The sequence below is a fragment of the Arthrobacter sp. LT660 genome, from assembly GCF_056172845.1.
The window spans coordinates 1,649,088-1,667,241 of sequence record NZ_CM149651.1 but is presented as its reverse complement, the minus strand read 5'-3'; the positions used below and the strand labels follow the sequence as shown (position 1 = coordinate 1,667,241).

20 protein-coding genes and 1 tRNA gene are annotated in these 18,154 nt (G+C 68.5%); 15 read left to right on the top strand and 6 right to left on the bottom strand.

The features are described 5' to 3' along the window. Positions 1–134: 134 nt before the first annotated feature. Positions 135–734: a heme-binding beta-barrel domain-containing protein gene (locus AC0QSG_RS07705; protein ID WP_435729135.1), complete on the top strand. Its 600-nt coding sequence runs from the start codon at positions 135–137 to the stop codon at positions 732–734. Continuing rightward, the gene (gene ygfZ, locus AC0QSG_RS07700) at positions 735–1,808 is read left to right on the top strand and encodes a CAF17-like 4Fe-4S cluster assembly/insertion protein YgfZ (RefSeq protein ID WP_475377177.1); all 1,074 of its coding nucleotides are present in this window, start codon (positions 735–737) and stop codon (positions 1,806–1,808) included. It abuts the gene before it with no gap. Here ygfZ and AC0QSG_RS07695 read toward each other — a convergent pair. The 5 genes from AC0QSG_RS07695 to AC0QSG_RS07675 form a co-directional block, all read right to left on the bottom strand. After that, on the bottom strand, positions 1,805–2,569 hold the full coding sequence (locus AC0QSG_RS07695) for a GNAT family N-acetyltransferase (protein WP_435729133.1): 765 nt from the start codon (positions 2,567–2,569) through the stop codon (positions 1,805–1,807). The genes ygfZ and AC0QSG_RS07695 overlap by 4 nt on opposite strands. A gap of 45 nt (positions 2,570–2,614) precedes the next feature. Next, positions 2,615–3,643 carry a 6-phosphofructokinase gene (locus tag AC0QSG_RS07690; protein ID WP_475377176.1) on the bottom strand — a complete coding sequence of 343 codons (1,029 nt, stop codon included), beginning with the start codon at positions 3,641–3,643 and terminating at the stop codon, positions 2,615–2,617. Between the two features lie 120 nt (positions 3,644–3,763). Beyond that, positions 3,764–4,009: a PspC domain-containing protein gene (locus tag AC0QSG_RS07685; RefSeq protein ID WP_435729131.1), complete on the bottom strand. Its 246-nt coding sequence runs from the start codon at positions 4,007–4,009 to the stop codon at positions 3,764–3,766. Between the two features lie 52 nt (positions 4,010–4,061). Further along, positions 4,062–4,352: a hypothetical protein gene (locus AC0QSG_RS07680; protein WP_475377175.1), complete on the bottom strand. Its 291-nt coding sequence runs from the start codon at positions 4,350–4,352 to the stop codon at positions 4,062–4,064. Further along, positions 4,349–5,668, bottom strand: a complete 1,320-nt coding sequence (locus AC0QSG_RS07675) for a PspC domain-containing protein (RefSeq protein ID WP_475377174.1) — start codon at positions 5,666–5,668, stop codon at positions 4,349–4,351. The genes AC0QSG_RS07680 and AC0QSG_RS07675 overlap by 4 nt, the downstream gene beginning before the upstream one ends. Positions 5,669–5,794: 126 nt before the next feature. On the opposite strand from AC0QSG_RS07675, the gene AC0QSG_RS07670 reads away from it, so the two are divergent. The 3 genes from AC0QSG_RS07670 (at position 5,795) to AC0QSG_RS07660 (ending at position 8,876) form a co-directional block, all read left to right on the top strand. Next, entirely contained in the window at positions 5,795–7,063 is a 1,269-nt protein-coding gene (locus AC0QSG_RS07670; protein ID WP_475377173.1) for a PspC domain-containing protein, read from the top strand. A gap of 10 nt (positions 7,064–7,073) precedes the next feature. Then, positions 7,074–7,724, top strand: a complete 651-nt coding sequence (locus tag AC0QSG_RS07665; protein ID WP_435729127.1) for a LuxR C-terminal-related transcriptional regulator — start codon at positions 7,074–7,076, stop codon at positions 7,722–7,724. 312 nt (positions 7,725–8,036) lie between these two features. Continuing rightward, a complete protein-coding gene (locus AC0QSG_RS07660) occupies positions 8,037–8,876 on the top strand; it encodes a type IV toxin-antitoxin system AbiEi family antitoxin domain-containing protein (RefSeq protein ID WP_475377172.1) in 840 nt (279 codons plus the stop codon). 163 nt (positions 8,877–9,039) lie between these two features. Here AC0QSG_RS07660 and AC0QSG_RS07655 read toward each other — a convergent pair whose 3' ends face one another. Next, a complete protein-coding gene (locus AC0QSG_RS07655) occupies positions 9,040–10,239 on the bottom strand; it encodes a pyridoxal phosphate-dependent aminotransferase (protein ID WP_475377171.1) in 1,200 nt (399 codons plus the stop codon). Between the two features lie 274 nt (positions 10,240–10,513). Between AC0QSG_RS07655 and AC0QSG_RS07650 the strand changes: the two genes are divergently transcribed. The 10 genes from AC0QSG_RS07650 to rplL all read left to right on the top strand — a co-directional run bounded on the left by AC0QSG_RS07650 (position 10,514) and on the right by rplL (position 17,926). Beyond that, positions 10,514–10,586 (top strand) — tRNA-Trp (locus AC0QSG_RS07650). Positions 10,587–10,710: 124 nt separating this feature from the next. Continuing rightward, positions 10,711–10,977: a preprotein translocase subunit SecE gene (gene secE / locus AC0QSG_RS07645; protein ID WP_475377170.1), complete on the top strand. Its 267-nt coding sequence runs from the start codon at positions 10,711–10,713 to the stop codon at positions 10,975–10,977. A 78-nt stretch (positions 10,978–11,055) separates the two neighbouring features. After that, positions 11,056–12,000, top strand: coding sequence for a transcription termination/antitermination protein NusG (gene nusG, locus AC0QSG_RS07640; protein WP_475377169.1), 945 nt, complete (start codon positions 11,056–11,058; stop codon positions 11,998–12,000). A 128-nt stretch (positions 12,001–12,128) separates the two neighbouring features. Then, the gene (rplK, locus tag AC0QSG_RS07635) at positions 12,129–12,560 is read left to right on the top strand and encodes a 50S ribosomal protein L11 (RefSeq protein WP_435729122.1); all 432 of its coding nucleotides are present in this window, start codon (positions 12,129–12,131) and stop codon (positions 12,558–12,560) included. A 147-nt stretch (positions 12,561–12,707) separates the two neighbouring features. Next, complete coding sequence (gene rplA / locus AC0QSG_RS07630; protein ID WP_435729121.1) at positions 12,708–13,415, top strand: 50S ribosomal protein L1; 708 nt, start codon at positions 12,708–12,710, stop codon at positions 13,413–13,415. Between the two features lie 185 nt (positions 13,416–13,600). Continuing rightward, positions 13,601–15,265, top strand: a complete 1,665-nt coding sequence (locus AC0QSG_RS07625; protein ID WP_475377168.1) for a glycoside hydrolase family 10-like protein — start codon at positions 13,601–13,603, stop codon at positions 15,263–15,265. Then, positions 15,262–15,462, top strand: a complete 201-nt coding sequence (locus AC0QSG_RS07620) for a hypothetical protein (RefSeq protein ID WP_475377167.1) — start codon at positions 15,262–15,264, stop codon at positions 15,460–15,462. Before AC0QSG_RS07625 ends, AC0QSG_RS07620 begins: the two co-directional genes overlap by 4 nt. Positions 15,463–16,121: 659 nt before the next feature. After that, a complete protein-coding gene (locus tag AC0QSG_RS07615; RefSeq protein WP_475377166.1) occupies positions 16,122–16,466 on the top strand; it encodes a hypothetical protein in 345 nt (114 codons plus the stop codon). Between the two features lie 447 nt (positions 16,467–16,913). After that, a complete protein-coding gene (rplJ, locus tag AC0QSG_RS07610; protein ID WP_475377165.1) occupies positions 16,914–17,483 on the top strand; it encodes a 50S ribosomal protein L10 in 570 nt (189 codons plus the stop codon). Positions 17,484–17,551: 68 nt separating this feature from the next. Beyond that, a complete protein-coding gene (rplL, locus tag AC0QSG_RS07605; RefSeq protein WP_475377164.1) occupies positions 17,552–17,926 on the top strand; it encodes a 50S ribosomal protein L7/L12 in 375 nt (124 codons plus the stop codon). Positions 17,927–18,154 lie beyond the last annotated feature (228 nt).

The following is an 18,154-nucleotide window of genomic DNA, read 5'->3' as shown; positions in this document are numbered from 1 at the left end:
TGGAATCCAATTACCTGGCGCTCGAAATCTTCTTCATCAGCCTCCTCGCGGTGGCCGGACTCGGCATGGCCGGCTTCGCCGCCCTGGTGGTTTCCCGCCTGTTCAAGGGCCAGAAGTAGGTCGGTACACCACCCATGCCGATTGAGATACCGACGGACCTGACGCCGGAACTCGTTCCGCTGTCCTGGCTGCTGGGCGAGTGGCAGGGGACCGGCCGGCTGGGCGAGGGGGAGGGCGACGACGCCCACTTCCACCAGCGGGTCGAGTTCACGCACAACGGGCTGCCGTATTTGCAGTACCGCGCCGAGAGCTGGCTCACCGACGAGGAGGGCAACCGGCTGCGGCCGCTGTCCATCGAAACCGGCTTCTGGGCCCTCGACCGGCCGCTTGTCGACGCGGACGGTGGTCCGGGCATGGCGCCCGCGGACATCGTTCCCGCATTCCGCACCGCGGACGACGTCGAGCGGCTGCGCAACGCGGACGGTGGCTTCGACCTGCAGGTCAACGTCGTCCACCCGGGCGGCATCAGTGAGCTGTACTACGGCTCCATCAAGGGCCCCCAGGTCCAGCTCGCCACCGATCTGGTGATGCGCGGCACCCATTCAAAGGACTACGCCTCGGCGACCCGGATCTACGGGCTCGTCAACGGCGACCTGTACTGGCGGTGGGACGTGGCGGCCAACGGCAAGGGGCTGGCGGCACACGCTTCCGCCGCCCTGAAGAAGAGCGAGTAGATGTCCCTCCCCTCACCCCTCCTTAACCGCCGTGCCGCCATCGAAGGCGCGGGCCTCGACGCCGGCGTCGCCGCACACTATGGCGAGCCGCTGCCGGAGCAGCGACGGTTGGCGGCCGGCGAAGCCGTCGCGGACCTGTCGCACCGCGGCGTCGTCACGATCACCGGACCGGATCGGCTCTCCTGGTTGAATACGCTGTCCTCCCAGCAACTCCTCGGCCTGGCGCCGGGTGGGTCGGGCGAGGCGCTGTTCCTGACGGTCCAGGGCCGAATCGAACACGTCTGCCATGTCGTGGACGACGGTGAGACGGCGTGGCTGCTGGTCGAGGGCTTCGAGGCCGCGCCGCTCGCCGCGTTCCTGGCGTCCATGCGCTTCATGCTCCGCGTCGAGGTCGCCGACGTCAGCGCCGATTGGGCCGTCGTCGGATCCTCCGTGGAGCTTCCGGGTTTCGCGGATCGCACCGTGTGGCGCGATCCGTGGCCCGGGGTGAACGAGGGTGGCTATGCGTATTCGGTCGGGGACCACCCGGCCGCGGACCGCACGTGGCTGGAGTACCTGGTTCCCGCGGCGGAGCTGGAATCCGCCGTGGACGGGCTGCGGCTCTCCGGCACCATGGCCGTGGAGGCGCTGCGGATCGCCGCGTGGCGTCCGCGCATGGGGGCCGAGACGGACGAGAAGACGATCCCGCACGAGCTGGACTTGATGCGCACCGCGGTACACATGTCCAAGGGTTGCTACAAGGGCCAGGAAACCGTCGCCCGAGTTCACAACCTGGGGCATCCGCCGCGCCGACTGGTGTTCCTGCACCTGGACGGGAGCCAGCACACGCTGCCCGCCCCGGGCAGCGAGGTCCGGTTGAGGGAGAAGTCCGTGGGCCGCGTGACGTCGGCCGCGTTGCACTACGAGGCCGGGCCGATCGCGCTGGCCGTGGTCAAACGCAACGTGGACCCGGCGGCCACACTGACCGTCGTCGACGGCGACGAGGGCTATGCCGCGGCACAGGAAACGATCGTGGCGACCGACGCCGGACAGGTCGTCGGGCGCCAGCAGGGCTTCCTGCGCGGGCCGCGCTAGGAACGCTCCTGCCCGGCCGGAGGCGCGGGCGGCAAGCCGATGCGCGCCCCGGTGACCGAACCGGCCAGGACGAATCCCAGGGAGTTGGCCGTCTGGTGCGCCGCGCGGTGGCTGAGTCCCGCGCGCCATTGCGGAACAAGGCCCTGCGTCAGCGCCTCGTCGGCGGCGACGGCGGAGATGTAGCTTCCCAGCCCGTGCCGGCGCAGTGAGGGAGCCGTGATGGCCGTGACGTCCGCGATCAGTCCCTCCCAGACGTCGTAGCCCGCGCCCGCCAATGGCGCGTGTCCGTCGTCGGCCAGCAGGGTGAAGGTGTGTCCGCGGCGGGAGAGTGCGACGCCGGCGAGGTCGTCGCTGGGGCATTTGTTCTCCAGTTCGGCCGCGTGCCCGGGCTCGAAGGAGACGACCGTGGACTCCGACGGCGCGACGTCGAGCGGTTCGTCGAGGTAGTAGAGCGAGTATTCGCCGGTGCCGCGGGCGTCGTGGCTGCCGATGTTGTCCCGGATGAGGCGGACCAGCGTGGATTCCTGCGCCAGCTCGTCGTCGCCGACGTCCTTCGCTGCGTCCAGGAACCAGGCCGGACCCGCCAGTGCGGAGCCGCGGAGCAACCGGAGGAAGACGACGGACTCCGCGTCGTCGTCGGGTGCCAGGACGCGCGCGGCAGACTCGCCCATCGCCGCGAAGTGCAGGGCGGAGTCGGGGAGGCCGAGCCTGCGCGCCCATGCCAGTGAAATGATCGCCCTCGTGCCCGTCTCCAGCTCCATGGACGCAAGCCTAGTGGCCGGGGGCCGCAGCCGGGCCAACGCCTCCTATCCGAAAAGGGTCACCGCTTCGTCGTAGCGGTGTTGCGGCACGCGCTTGAGGTTGTTCAGCGCCGCCTGGAACGGCACGCGGTGGACGCCGGTTCCGCGCAGGGCCACCATGTTGCCCCAGGCGCTGTCGTCCACGGCGTCGACCGCGGCCATGCCGAGCCGCGTGGCGAGCACGCGGTCGTAGGCCGTGGGGACGCCTCCGCGCTGGATGTGGCCGAGGACGGTCGCGCGCGTCTCGATGCCCGTGCCCTCTTCGATCCGCGCGGCCACCTGTTCGCCGATGCCGCCCAGCCGCGGGCGCCCGAACGTGTCGAGCCCGCGGTCCGAGTAGGCCTCGTCGGCGTCGTCGGGCACCCAGCCCTCGGCCACGACCACCAGGGGCGCGCGGCCGCGCTCGTGGGCCTCCAGGACCCATTCGTTGACCTGGCGCATGCTGACGCCCTGCTCGGGAATCAGGATCGCGTGGGCGCCGGCGGCCATGCCGCAGTGCAGTGCGATCCAGCCGACGTGCCGGCCCATGACCTCCGCGACCATGCAGCGGTGGTGGGATTCGCCCGTGGTGCGCAGCCGGTCGATGGCCTCGGTGGCGATTTCCACGGCGGTGTCGAACCCGAACGTGTAGTCGGTCGCGTCGAGGTCGTTGTCGATGGTCTTGGGGACGCCGACGATCTTCAGTCCGGCGTCGGTCAGGCGCTTCGCGGCGGCCAGGGTGCCTTCGCCTCCGATGGCGATGATCGCGTCGACGCCGATCCGCTCGAGCGTGGCCACGATCTTCTCCGGACCGCCGTTTTCTCCGTCGAAGGGATTCGTGCGGGAGGTGCCGATGATGGTGCCGCCCTGCTTGGAGATGCCGCGCACGCGCTCCCGGGGGAGCTCCACGGTGTCGCCCTCGACGACGCCGCGCCAGCCGTCAAGGAATCCGACGAACTCGTGGTCGTAGGTTTTGATCCCGTTGAGGACGGCGGCCCGGATCACCGCGTTGAGCCCGGGGCAGTCTCCGCCGCTGGTCAGGATTCCGATGCGCATGCGTGCTCAGCTTTCGTCGGGTGCTTGTCCCGTTTCGGTGGGACCTGGTTGAAGCACGACGCTGGGCTTGGGACTCGATGCTAGCAACTTCGGGACGTGACGGCCACCACGGACGGGTTGTCAGCGGCGGTCGCCGATGAGCCGTTCGAGCGCGATCGAATCGTCCTGCAGCGGGACGAGCAGCCACATCACGAGGTACAGCGCGACGCCGATGAACGGAAGCAGGAAGCTCAGCAGCACGGCGATGCGCACCAGCGTCACGTCCCAGCCGGTCTTCTCGGCGATCCCGCCGGCGATGCCGCCCAGCATGCGCTTGGGACCGCGGCGGAAGGGGATCGAACGGAGTGTGGAATAGAACGTGTCCATGGGTGAAGCCTTTCACGTGTTGCCTGCCGGCGACAGTAGCTGATGGGTGGGGTTAGGCGGGGGACCGGTGGGGGTTGGTGGAGCGGCGGCCGGCGACGAGCCCCCCGACGATCAGCAGCAGGCCCGCACCGACGACGATCCCGACGACGATGACCGCCGGGTCGAGTGTCAGGCCGTAGAGGATTCCCGCGAGCGTGATGAGGCCGACGGCGACGAGCACGAGCCCGAAGACAAGCGTGCCGACCGGAAACCGTTGGACGTCGGCGGTGTCCGCCTCGGTGGCGTCCCCGCCGTCGTAGTGGCTGGCGTCCCCGCCGTCGTAGTGGCTGTTGGGTTCGCTCATGGCGAGACCTCCTGGGTGGTTGCGTTGACGGAATGGAAGGCGCCGTCGATGGTGATCGAAAGGGTGGGACCGGTGGCGTCGGGGTTGAGACGGATCCCGCCGTCGTCGCCGCCGATGCCCGCGTAGTGGGACGTCTCGCCGTTGGCGGACACCTCCAGGGCGTAGAAGGCGCTGTCCCCGTGGATCACCACGGGAATGTCGTCCGGGACCGTCAGATCCAGGCTGCTGAAGACGTTGTTGACGGTCACCGCGGTGTCCGCCTCCAGGTCGCGGCCGAGCGGTCTGAGGTCCAGCTCCGCGGCGCTGAAGACGTAGGTGTATTCGTTGCCGTCGCGCGATTGGGCGGGGCCGAACGCGGGGCCGAACGCCGGGGCGTTGGCCGGGAGGTGGACGGTGGCGCCGCCTGCGAGCAGGGTGGGCACGAGCAGCGCGATCGCGAACCCGGTCAGGGCGCCGCCGCTGTGCCGCCGGAGGGACGCGCCGACCAGCCCGAAGCCGAGGACCGTCAGTGCCGCGGCCAACGCGACGGCGGGGGTGCCGGCGCCGAGGTCGAACCATCCCAGGATCGACGCGAGCGACGTCGTGCCGCCGACGAGGACGGCGATCCCGAGGACGATCGCGACGACGCTGCCCGGAAGGGGATTGCGGGTCGCCTCACGCGTGGATGGTGCGGGCGGCGCGGCCCCCGGTGCGGGGGCGGATGCCGGCGCATAGCCGGTCGAGGGCCCGTAGGTCGTGGGCACGGGTCCGTACGTGGTGGGGGATGCGTACGTCGAGGGGGACGCATGGAGCGGCCCCGTCGCGGTGGGGGGCTGCGGCGTCGTGGTGCGGGGTTCCTCGGCGGGTCCGAAGACCTCCGGGGGCGGGACGGCGTCGTCGCGCCGGCTGCCGCGGGTTGCCGCGAACCAGACCACGGCGCCGACGAGCACGAGCGTCCAGAGGGTGCCTCCCCACCAGCCGTTCCAGTCGCCGTCGCCGTCCCATCCGCCGAACGGCCCCGGGCTCCCGAGGGTGCCCAACACGAAGAATGCCAGCGCCCCGGTCATGCCGGTGCGCCAGCGGCCGCGTCCGGCTTCCTGGGCGTGGATCCGGCCGTCCGGCTCGGGCAGCAGCGCCCACGCCAGGCCGTACAGCAGCAGGCCGATGCCGGTGAAGACGACCAGGACCAGGACGATGCCGCGGGCCAGGACGGGGTCGATGCCGAAACGCCTGCCCAGGCCGCCGGCCACGCCGCCGATCCAGCGGTTTTCGCTGCGCCATACGCCGAGGCCGCGGACCCAGCGGAAAAAGGAACTCTCAAGAGGTGCGTTGTTCATACCCCCAATCCTTCCGTCGCGTCCGCCGCGCCGCCATGGGGGTCGACCCTGAACGGCCCCTGAACTGCGGCCGGTTCAACCCCGGTTCCCACCCGACGGCGCCCCTGGGCGTGTTTGGATGGGGGCATGACAGCCGAACCCCTTCGCCCGCCGCTGGTCCGCGGTGGCGCGCGCGTCCTGGCCGGCGTCTGCTCGGGCCTCGCGGTCCACCTGGGACTCGAGGTCCGCACGGTGCGCCTAGGAATGGCGCTCGCGGCGCTGCTCGGCGGGGCCGGGGTGTTGCTGTACGCGTGGCTGTGGATCTTCGTTCCGAACGAGGACGACGCCGCCCGCGCGGCCGCCAGGTCCGCCGCCGCCGATCCCGTGTCCATCACCCGCAACCTCCGCGCGAACCGGGCGGTCCGGACGCCTCCGCGCGAACGGATCCGGCTGGAGGGACGCGAAGTCCTGGCCGGCGTCGGACTGCTCGCGGTGGGGGTCCTGTTGGTCGCCCAGCTGCAGGGCGTCGGCATCGCATGGAACCTGGTCTGGCCCGCGCTCGTGATCGTGGCGGGCGCCGTCCTCGCATGGATCCAGCTCGACGCCGACCGCCGCGAGGGGCTCCGGCGCCGCGCCGGGGCGGACCGTGCCGCCGGCTTGGCGCGTCTGGCGGCCGGCACGGCGCTGGTGGTGACGGGTTTGGTGTTCCTGCTGTCCGGGGCGGTGCCCTGGGAGGCGATGTGGTCCGGGGCGCTCGTCTCGCTGGCGGTGCTGGCCGGCGTCGTACTGGTGTTGTTGCCCTGGGGCCTGCGCTTCTGGCGCGACTACGTCTCCGAACGCTCGTCGCGCGTGCGTGCCGCGGAACGGGCGGAGATCGCCGCGCACCTGCACGATTCCGTGCTGCAGACTCTGGCCCTGATCCAGCGGCGCGCCGACGACGAGGGGCAGGTCCTGCGGCTGGCGCGTGCCCAGGAACGCGAACTGCGGCGGTGGCTCTACCGCCAGGACGCGGTGGTGGAGGGCGAGATCGGCGAGGCGATCCGAGGAGAGGCGGCCCGGCTCGAGGACGCCCAGGACGCGGTGATCGAGGTGGTCTCCGTCGGGCGGTTGACGGGACTCGCCGGGCACGATCCCCTGCTGCAGGCCGCCCGTGAAGCGATGCTCAACGCGGCCAAGCACGCCGGCGGGACCGTGTCGGTGTACGTCGAGGCGCGCGGCGACGGCGTGGACGTGTTCGTCCGCGACCGCGGCGGGGGCTTTGTGCCCGCGGCGGTGGGCGAGGACCGCCTCGGGGTGCGCGAATCCATCGTGGGACGCATGCGCCGCAACGGTGGATCGGCCACGATCCGTTCCGGCCCGACCGGAACCGAGATCCATCTGGCCATGCCCCACGAGCCGCCCGAAGACCACGAGTAGGAGAGACCCCATGACAGAGCCGATCAGCGTCGTCGTCGTCGACGACCACGCGATTTTCCGGTCCGGCCTCAAGGCCGATCTGGACGAACGCATCCGCGTCGTCGGCGAGGCGGCGACCGTCGAGGGCGCGGTCCGGGCCGTGGGGGAACTTCGCCCGGCCGTGGTGCTGCTGGATGTGCACCTCCCCGGCGGGCGCGGCGGCGGGGGCGCCGAGGTCCTGGCCGAATGCGCCGGGATGCTCGGGGACGTGCGGTTCCTGGCGTTGAGCGTGTCCGACGCGGCCGAGGACGTGGTGACCGTCATCCGGGCCGGGGCCCGCGGATACATCACCAAGTCCGCGTCCGGCCGGGAGATCTCCGACGCGGTGGAGCGCGTGGCGGGTGGGGACGCGGTCTTTTCCCCGCGGCTGGCCGGGTTCGTGCTGGACGCCTTTGGAACGCGGGCCGCTGCCAGCGCGGAGCAGGAGTTGGATCTGTTGTCCGCCCGGGAGCTGGAGGTGATGAGGCTGATCGCCCGCGGCTACAGCTACAAGGAGGTCGCGCGGGACCTGTTCATTTCGGTCAAGACCGTGGAGACGCATGTTTCCTCGGTTCTGCGGAAGCTACAGCTCTCCAACCGGCACGAACTCACCCGCTGGGCCGTGGATCGCCGGATTCTGTAGCACCCGGGCTCTGGAGGGACGGGATTCTGTAGGCCGGGATTCTGTAGGCCGGGATTCTGTAGGCCGGGATTCTGGCGGCCTGGTGCGGTCCTGGTGGAGGGGTGCGGTCAGCGGGCGCCACATCGGTGCGGCCGGACCGTCTCCGGCGGACCGGCACGGTGCCCCGGTCTGGCCCGAGCCCCGCGATTCCGGGGCGGCCCTCCCGGTCAACGTGCGCCAACAGGATGCCGGCCGGTCCAATGTGGCGCCGGCTTGTCCACATTCCGGCGGCCGCCCCGCGCAAGGGCCACCTCACCGGGCCAGCATGGGGCCATGGAAGCCGAATTGGCGCTCGTCGAGGCAGGGGGTCTGGCCCGCTGGAAGGCCCTGACCGCCGCGGGCGTTGGCGCAAGTGAGCTCGGGAGGGCCGTACGTGCAGGAACCGTGGTGCGTCCCGGGCACGGGATCTATGCCCTGAGGGACTGCGCACCGGAACTGGCCCAGGCGCTCCGGGTCGGTGCCTCGCTGGGTTGTGTCAGCGCCGCCGGCGCGCATGGACTTTGGGTTCTGAGGAAACACGGACTTCACCTGAGTTCCCCGCGCGGCGCCGTCGTCCCGGCGCGGGGGAGAATACACCGGGTGCGGGCGCGGCACGGGCCCGTTGTTCCGGTTGAGGTCTGCCTGCGGCAGGTCGCGGCGTGTCTCCCCACGCGGGAGGCGCTGGTCGTCGTGGAGTCCGCCGTGGTCAAAGGCCTGGTGCAACTCGACGAACTCGAGTCGATCTTTGCGGGGCGGGGATCCAAGCGCTCGCGGGAGGTGTTGGTTCGCATCGACTGCGGATCGGAGTCGATTGCGGAGACGCTGGCTCGGGATGCACTGCGGTCGGCCGGACACGACGTGGTCTGCCAACGGCGGGTCCCGGGCGTGGGAAGGGTGGACTTGGAGGTGGACGGGACCCTGCTGGTGGAGGTCGACGGCCGCGCCTACCACTCGGACGAGCAGTCGTTCACCGAAGACCGGCGCCGCTGGAACGAACTGAGCATCGCGGGCAGATCCGTATTGGTTCTGCCCGCCAAGCCGATCCTGCGGGACCCGGACTCGGTCCTGGAACCGGTGGGGCGGTACTTCGCCGCTCGGCAGCGGAGAGTCGGCGCCACATTCGGCTTGGAGTGACGTGGCGCGGACAGTGGTGGTTTCCGCACGGTGCCCGCCGCGGCCCGGAACTCCGCCGAAAGACGGGGCCACCAGAGCCGAACATACAGAAGCCGGCGCCACACGCGCCCGCCGCGGAATCCCCGCGACGACCGATGTGGCGCCGGCTACCGAAGCCCGCGGACTACTTGGCGCGGCCGAGCAGTTCCTGGATGCGGCCAACGCCCTCGGCCAGGTCCGCGTCGCCCAGCGCGTAGGACAGCCGCACGTAACCGGACGGGCCGAAAGCCTCGCCGGGCACCACGGCAACCTCGGCCTTCTCGAGGATCAGCGAGGCCAGCTCCGCCGAGGTCTCCGGCCGGACTCCGTCGATCTCGCGGCCCAGGATGCCGCGCACGTCGGCGTACGCGTAGAACGCGCCCCGCGGCACGGGGCATTCGATGCCGTCGATGGAGTTCAGGGCATCGACCATCGTCCTGCGGCGGCGGTCGAACGCCGTGCGCATTTCGGCGACCGCGTCCAGCGGTCCCGAGACCGCGGCGAGGGCCGCCATCTGCGAGACGTTGGCGACGTTGGACGTGGCGTGCGACTGGAGGTTGGTCGCGGCCTTGATGACGTCTGCGGGGCCGGCCATCCAGCCCACGCGCCAACCGGTCATGGCGTAGGTCTTGGCGACGCCGTTCAGGATAACCACGCGGTCCCCGAGTTCGGGGGCGGCCGTCGCGATGGACGTGAATTCCGCGCCGTCGTAGGTAAGGTGCTCGTAGATCTCGTCGGTGACGACCCACAGGCCCTTTTCCGCGGCCCAGCGGCCGATCTCGGCAACCTGCTCCGGCGCGTAGACCGCGCCGGTGGGGTTGGACGGGGAGACGAAGATCAGGACCTTCGTCTTCTCGGTCACCGCCTGCTTCAGCTGCTCCACGGTGACCAGGTAGCCCTGCTCCGGGCCGGCGAAGACCTCCACGGGAACGCCACCGGCCAGTCGGATCGCCTCCGGGTAGGTGGTCCAGAATGGCGTGGGCATCAGGACCTCGTCGCCCGGATCCAGCAGCGTGGCGAACGTGTTGTAGACGGCCTGCTTGCCGCCGTTGGTGACCAGGACCTGCGACGCCTCGATGCCATAGCCCGAATCGCGCATCGTCTTCTCGGCGATGGCGGACTTGAGCTCGGGCAGCCCGGAGGCGGGGGAGTAGCGGTGGAAGCGGGGATCGCGGGCCGCGGCGATGGCGGCCTCGACGATGTAGTCGGGTGTCGGGAAGTCCGGTTCCCCCGCGCCGAAGCCGATCACCGGGCGCCCGGCGGCCTTCAGGGCCTTCGCTTTCGCGTCGACTGCGAGGGTGGCGGATTCTGCGATGGACCCGATGCGTCGGGAGATGCGTGGCATGGTGTCGCTTTCTGTGTGGGCGGGAGGACTGCGCCGGACCTCTCCAGCTTATCCATGGGGCGCCACGGGGCACCGCCGAGTCCGGAGTGTTTCGGCGGCCGGCGCCCCGCCACGCACGACGCCGGCACCCTCCCGGCCGGAGGGGAAACGTCCGCGAAAGGCCGGTTCGACTTGTGCGAATCGATTGCGTAGACTGTTTCCTCGGTGTTCGAATACGCCCCAATGAAGCGCGCTTGCCCGCAAGTTCGGTGATTTGGGAAGGATTCAGCCCCAAAGGGTAGTGGCGCAATTGGTAGCGCAGCGGTCTCCAAAACCGCAGGTTGCAGGTTCGAGTCCTGTCTGCCCTGCGCAGTGGCAATCCACGCAAACGGCGTGGCGTGCTCGGCGAAATCCACGTCACGGTGTGTTGCGGCCGAAAGGCTGCGGTGCACCGTGATTGTTTCCATATGGCAGAACGCGAAACGAGGCACAGTGACTGAAACGGCTGCTAGCAGCTCGCAGGGCTCGCCGAAGGGTGAGAAGCCCGCGAAGCGCGGCATCCTTGCCGGCCTCGCGCTGTTCTTCCGCCAGGTGATCGCCGAGCTGAAGAAGGTCGTCACCCCCACCCGCAGCGAATTGGTGAACTACACGCTGATGGTGCTCGGGTTCGTCATCCTGGTGATGCTGATCGTTAGCGCGCTGGACTTCGTGTTCGGAAACGGATCGATCTTCGTCTTCACGGACAAGCCGGAGCAGTAGCCCCGGCGCGCCGCCGACGTCAGGGATGGCCGCCGTTGAAAAGTTCTGGTGTACCAGTCAATGAAAGCAGGAACCGCAGTGTCCGATCAGGAACTCGAAGCGCAGGCCAACGACCAGGTCGTTGAGCAGGCAACCGAGGCCGACGCCGTAGAGGCGCCGGCCGATTCCGTCGTTTCCGAGGATGTCGCCTCCGCCGACGACGCGGGAACAGACGCCGCGGACACCGAGGCAGTCTCCGGAGCCGAAGAGGCCGACGCCGAGCAGGCCGACGCCGGAGCCGAGCAGGCCGACGATGCCGAGGCCTCCACCGACGCCGAGCAGGCCGACGACGACGATGATTACGACGACGACGACGAAGACGACGCCGCGGGATCCGACGACGCCGAGGCCTCCGCGGAGTCCGACGAGGAGCCGAAGGTCGACCCGCTGGAGGCCTTCCGCACCCAGCTCCGCCGCCAGCCCGGCGACTGGTACGTCATTCACTCCTACGCCGGGTACGAGAACCGCGTGAAGGTGAACCTCGAGACCCGCATCCAGACCCTCGGCATGGAGGATTTCATCTACGAAATCCAGGTGCCGATGGAAGAGGTCGTGGAGATCAAGAACACCACGCGCAAGATCGTCCGCCGCGTGCGCATCCCCGGCTATGTGCTGGTCCGCATGGAACTGACGGACGCCTCGTGGGGCGCCGTCCGCCACACGCCCGGCGTGACCGGGTTCGTTGGCAATGCGCACGATCCCGTGCCGTTGAGCCTGGACGAGGTCTACTCCATGCTGGAGCACACCGTGGTCCTTTCGGAGCCGTCCGAGTCCGGCAAGCCGGGCCGCGCCCCGATCACGCAGGTCGATGTCGACTTCACGGTCGGCGAGTCGGTGACCGTCAACGACGGTCCGTTCGAGACCCTGCCCGCCACGATCTCGGAGATCAAGCTCGATTCGCAGCAGCTGGTTGTCCTCGTCTCGATCTTCGAGCGCGAGACGCCGGTGACGCTGTCCTTCAGCCAGGTCACCAAGATCCAGTAGTTTCCCAGTCTTCGTTCTGCGCCGGCCGCTTTACCGGTGCGCAACGATCCGGTCGCCGCGCCACGGCGGCCAAACCCCCGGCGCACGCTCCTGTGCGACGGGAACCGCAATGAGAAGAAGGACCCGAAATGGCCCCGAAGAAAAAGGTCACCGGCCTCATCAAGCTGCAGATCCAGGCAGGCGCCGCCAACCCGGCCCCGCCGATCGGTCCCGCGCTTGGTCAGCACGGTGTCAACATCATGGAATTCTGCAAGGCCTACAACGCCGCCACCGAAGCACAGCGCGGCAATGTGATCCCTGTTGAAATCACGGTCTACGAGGACCGCTCCTTCACGTTCATCACCAAGACCCCGCCGGCTGCCGAGCTCATCAAGAAGGCCGCAGGCGTCGCCAAGGGTTCGCCCACTCCGCACACCGAGAAGGTTGCGAAGCTGACCCAGGCGCAGGTCGAGGAGATCGCGACGACGAAGATGGAAGACCTCAACGCCAACGACATCAAGGCCGCGGCCAAGATCATCGCCGGCACCGCCCGTTCCATGGGCATCACGGTCGAAGGCTAACCAGCAACACCGCCTCCCTTTCGGGGGGCACACCAAAATATCCAAGAACGACGGCGAAACGCACCGCCCGGTGCGCGCCACCGCCGTCGCAGTGGCAGGGTCGAGCGCGACCCATACGGACCACGACTGCATAAGGAGAACAAGCAGATGGCAAAGCGCAGCAAAGCATACGAGGCAGCTGTAGCCAAGATCGATGGCGACAAGCTCTACTCGCCGATCGAGGCAATCAACCTGGCCAAGGAATCCGGTTCGGCCAAGACGGATTCGACCGTCGAGGTCGCCTTCCGCCTGGGCGTCGACCCGCGCAAGGCGGACCAGATGGTCCGCGGCACGGTCAACCTCCCCAACGGCACGGGCAAGACCGCCCGCGTCGTGGTCTTCGCGAACGGCGACAAGGCAGAGGCCGCCATCGCGGCCGGCGCCGACTTCGTTGGCTCGGACGACCTGATCGAGAAGATCTCCGGCGGCTGGACCGACTTCGACGCCGCCGTGGCGACGCCGGACCTCATGGGTAAGGTAGGACGCCTGGGCAAGATCCTCGGCCCGCGCAACCTGATGCCGAACCCGAAGGTCGGAACGGTCACCATGGACGTGGCCAAGGCCGTCAACGACATCAAGGGTGGAAAGATCGACTTCCGCGTCGACAAGCACTCCAACCTCCACTTCATCATCGGCAAGGTCTCGTTCGACCAGAACAAGCTGGCCGAGAACTACGCCGCCGCGCTGGAAGAGGTGCTTCGCCTGAAGCCGTCCTCCTCCAAGGGCCGCTACATCCAGAAGGCCACCGTGGCCACCACGTTCGGTCCGGGCATCCCGGTCGACCCGAACGTCACGAAGGTCGTCATCGAGGGCTAGTCCGCCTCGTGTCAGTCAGTGGGTCCGTCCGGCGCAAGCCGGGCGGACCCACTGCCGTTAACGGTGTCGTATCGGTGCGCAACCGTGATCGCGGTAACCTACCGGCTTTACGGGGGCGGGAGTAGTGTGGGCGCACGATCTCCCCGGGGTTCGTGATTCCCGGGCGTGGAATGGGGGAGCCCCTCATGGAAAACCATCCTGTGGAAACCATTGTCATGGAACGGAGGGTCCCTTCCCGGCGCGCAGTGCTCTCCGCGGCCGTGGCCACCCTCGTCGCCGGAGCCGGCACCGGCGTCGTTTCCGTGTCGCGGGCCGGACCGGCCGCGGCCGCCGTCGTCAGGAACCGCGTCTACACCATTTCCGCGCGGAACACCGGGGTGTCGGCGACGTTTCCGCGCAACGAGTTCCGTGGTTTGTGGACCGCCAGCGTCGTGAACATCGATTGGCCTTCGCGGACCGGTCTGACGGTGGCCGCGCAGCAGACCGAATTGCGATCCATCCTGAATCTGGCGGTGGCGCGCAACCTCACCACGGTGATCCTGCAGGTACGCCCCGCGGCCGACCGCATGTGGGTTTCGACCCTGGGGGAGCCCTGGTCTAAGTACCTGACGGGGGTTCAGGGGCGCAGCCCCGGTTACGATCCCCTCGCCTACGCGGTCGCGCAGGCGCACGCCCGCGGGTTGGCCCTGCACGCGTGGATCAATCCGTTCCGGGTTTCCATGGAGGCGCCGTTGAGTTCCGTCATCCCCACGCACCCCGCCCGCACCAACCCGACGTGGAGTTTCGCCTACGGTGCCCGGCGGTACTACAACCCCGGCATCCCCGCGGTCCGGAATTACATCCGTTCGGTAGTCGTGGACCTCGTCAGGCGGTATGACGTCGACGGCATCCACTTCGACGACTACTTCTACCCTTATCCCATCGCCGGCGTCACGATTCCGGACTCGGCGGCCTACGCGGCCCATCGCGGTACGTTCACGTCCGTGGCGAACTGGCGCCGCAACAACATCAACGTTTTCATCCGCGACACCAAGGCGGCCATCCGGGCGGCGAAACCCCGGGTGGCATTCGGCGTGAGCCCGTTCGGGATCTGGCGCAACCGTTCCTCGAGCACGCTCGGTTCGGCGACTTCGGGGCTGGAAAGCTTCTCGGCGCTCTACGCCGACACGCGCCGGTGGGTGAAGGAGGGGTGGATCGACTACGTCGTGCCGCAGCTTTACTGGCACCAGGGCTTCGCCGTCGCGGACTACAACGTGTTGGTGAACTGGTGGGCGGCCCAGGTCGCGGGGACGCGCGTGCGCCTGTTCACCGGCGAGGCGGCGTACCGGGTGGGGGATCCGGCCACGCCCGCGTGGATGGACCCGAACGAGTTGCGCGACCACGTCACCAAGGGCCGCGCCGTGGCGGCAGTCACGGGCCAGGCTTTCTACAACACGACGGCGGTGCGCGCCAACAAACTGAACGCCATCGGCATCCTGCGCAGCGCCCGATACGCCCGCCCCGCCCTGCCGGTTCCCTTGACGCAGCTTTCGGTTCGGCGGCCGTACAAGCCACTGATCCGCAGCGCGGTGTGGGACGGGACGGGGATCCGGCTCACGTGGACGGCCAGCGCGTCCGGTGAGCCCGCGCGGTTGATTGCCATCTGGCGGTGGGAATCCACGGGATCCGTGTTGCCCAACATCCAATCGACGGCAACGTACCTGCGCGCCGTGAGGGCGAAGACCGGTGGGACACAAAGCTGGCTGGACACCGGTGTGACTAGGGGACATTTCTACTGGTTCGTGATTCAGACAATCAGCCAGACCGGTACGGATTCCGGAAACGCCACGGCCATCTTCGTCCGGGCATGAGGATGGAGGGACTGTCGACGCAGTGGTTGGCCCTCCCCGCGGCGCTCAATGCGCCCGGCGGTGTGGACTATGCCGCGGCGGCCACCCTGGAGGACGAGGCGCTGGCAGAGGTCCTTGGGCACCGGGACTTCTGTGAGGGCGCACGCCGGCGGCTGCCGGTTGCGCAGCCCGGCGACTATGGCATGGAGTTGCGCTGAGTGGCCCGCGCAATCGCCGGAGGCCCCGTCGTAGGGACGGCGTCGCTCTCGCTGCCGCTGGCCGAGAATACCGACATGGCCGTCGTCAACGTTTCCGTCGAGCCCGCGTACCGCCGGCGTGGCGTGCTATCCGCGCTGTTCGCCGAGGTGGATTCCGAGGTGGCCCGACGCGGACGAACCAAGATCAACGCCTGGGTCAAGTACGCACATCCGCCGGTTCCCGGGCGCGAAGCGGGAGTGCTGGGCGGGAATGGAGTCACGATGCCGTCGGAGGGTGATGGAGCCGTCCCCGCGGACGACCGCGCGTCGGGTTTCGCGCGCTCCATGGGCATGGACCTGTGGCAGGTGGAACGTGTCAGCCGCCTGGACGTCGAGTCCTGCGCGGGGGCGGTCGCCGCGCTGGGTGAGGCCGCGCGACTCGCCGCGGGAGAGGCGTACGGCGTCGTGGGCTGGGTGGGTGCGGTGCCAGATTGGGCGGTCGAAGGCTACTGTCGCATGATCGAGAAAATGGACACGGACACCCCTGCCGGGGGACTGGAGTGGGACGAGTCCGTCTGGGATGAATCGCGGCTGCGCGTCTCGGCTCGGAGGAGCGGCAATCCCTGCGGGGCTCGTTCTTGGTCCAAACCTGTGCCATCCACCGCCCCACCGGCGCCCCGGTGGCCTTCACGGAGTTGGTGGTGGTCCGTGAGGTTCTGGAAGCCGTCTTCCAGGAGGACACGCTCGTGGTCGCGGCGCACCGGGGCAACCGACTCGGCATGCTGGTCAAGACCGCAAACTTCGACAGGGTTCGCCGGGCCTGGCCGACCATGCGCCGCATCTACACCTGGAACGCGGACGAAAACGGGCACATGCTCGCCATTAACACGGACATGGGATTCCGGGGTGTTCAGTGCGAGGGGGCCTGGCAGAAAAAAACCCAAAAGAATCTACCGGATGTGCTTGCCCCAAAAAGCCGAAGGACTGCTAATCTTGAGTTATCGGCAGATGATTCTGTCGAGTGACGTGGCAACGCGTCGTCCGCGTCGGACATGTTCCCCAAGCAGATCCGGCGCGATGAACAGTTACGGTGCGTTCCCCCAAGTCGCACCGTAACGAATTGAAGCCGGGTCGCTCCCCGCCGTCCCCCAAGTGGCGCGGAGCGGCTCGGTTTCGCATTTAAGTTCCGATTTAGACCATGTAGGGTCCGATTTGGACTCGGTCCCCCCGCACGATAAGCTGGGTCTACCAAAGACCGTCGGTCGATGTACTTCCTCGCCTTACCGCAGGAAATCATCCGAAAGTCCCCGCAGGGGCGGCCCACGCAGGTGAACGAACTTGACCCAGGCAGCCGGCCATACCGGAAGCCAGCGGTAAAGCCCCGTGCATCTGCACGGGGCGTTTTTTGTGTGTAGGCCACCAGGCCTCGGGACCGGGATACCGGCTCAGAATCAATCCCCGGAAGGAGGGTTATGGCAACGCCGATCAAGGTTTCCGCAGTTGAGGAGATCGCCGCCGACTTCAAGGAGTCGACCGCCGCTGTCCTGACCGAATACCGTGGGCTTTCCGTTGCACAGCTCAAGGAGTTGCGCCGCTCGCTTGGTGAGGACACCAAGTACGCGGTTGTGAAGAACACTCTGACGGGCATCGCAGCCAAGGAAGCGGGCATCGACGCGTTCGATGGCCAGCTTGCCGGCCCGACCGCCATCGCCTTTATCAAGGGCGATGCTGTGGCCGCTGCCAAGAGCCTCACGGATTTCGCGAAGGCGAACAACCAGCTGGTCATCAAGACCGGCTTCTTCGAGGGCAAGGCCATGGACGCGTCCGGAGTGGCCGCCCTGGCCGCGCTGGAGTCCCGCGAGCACCAGCTGGCCCGCGTGGCCGGCATTCTCCAGGCCCCCGCCGCCGCCGCCATCCGCACCATCGATGCGCTGCGTATCAAGCTCGAAGAAGAAGGTGGCGCAGCCCCGGCCCCGGCCGAAGCTCCCGTCGCTGAGGCCGAGGAAGCACCCGCTGCCGAAGCTGCCACCGAAGAAGCCTAAGGGCTTTTTCACCCCACCTAAATTTCGCGGCGCCCCGTTGCGCCGCCCCACGGAAAGGACGCCACCCCATGGCGAAGCTCACGACTGACGAGCTCCTTGAGGCTTTCAAGGAAATGACCATCATCGAGCTCTCCGAGTTCGTTAAGACCTTCGAGGAGACCTTCGAGGTCACCGCCGCCGCCGTTGCCGTTGCAGGCCCCGCCGGTGGCGCAGCCGAGGCCGAGGAGGAGAAGACGGAATTCGACGTCATCCTCGAGGCCGCCGGCGACAAGAAGATCGCCGTCATCAAGGAGGTCCGCGCGCTGACCTCGCTGGGTCTGAAGGAAGCCAAGGACGTTGTCGACAGCGCTCCGAAGGCCGTCCTCGAAGGCGCCACGAAGGAAGCCGCAGAGAAGGCCAAGGAGGCCCTCGAGGCCGCCGGCGCCACGGTGACCGTCAAGTAGTCTTCGACTGCTTCGCGAAGGCCCCGTCCCACCACTCGGTGGACGGGGCCTTTTGCATGCCCGTCCGGTCCGCGCGGGGTGAATGCGTCGACCAGGTTGGGTTACTATTGAATGGTAACGAATAGGTAACGCACCCCAGGGTGTCCGGAGGGAGGGCGGAGCTATTACGAGCACCATCAGCACGGAGCGTCGCGTTCTCGGCTGCCGGCAGACTGCGAACCCCGCCGC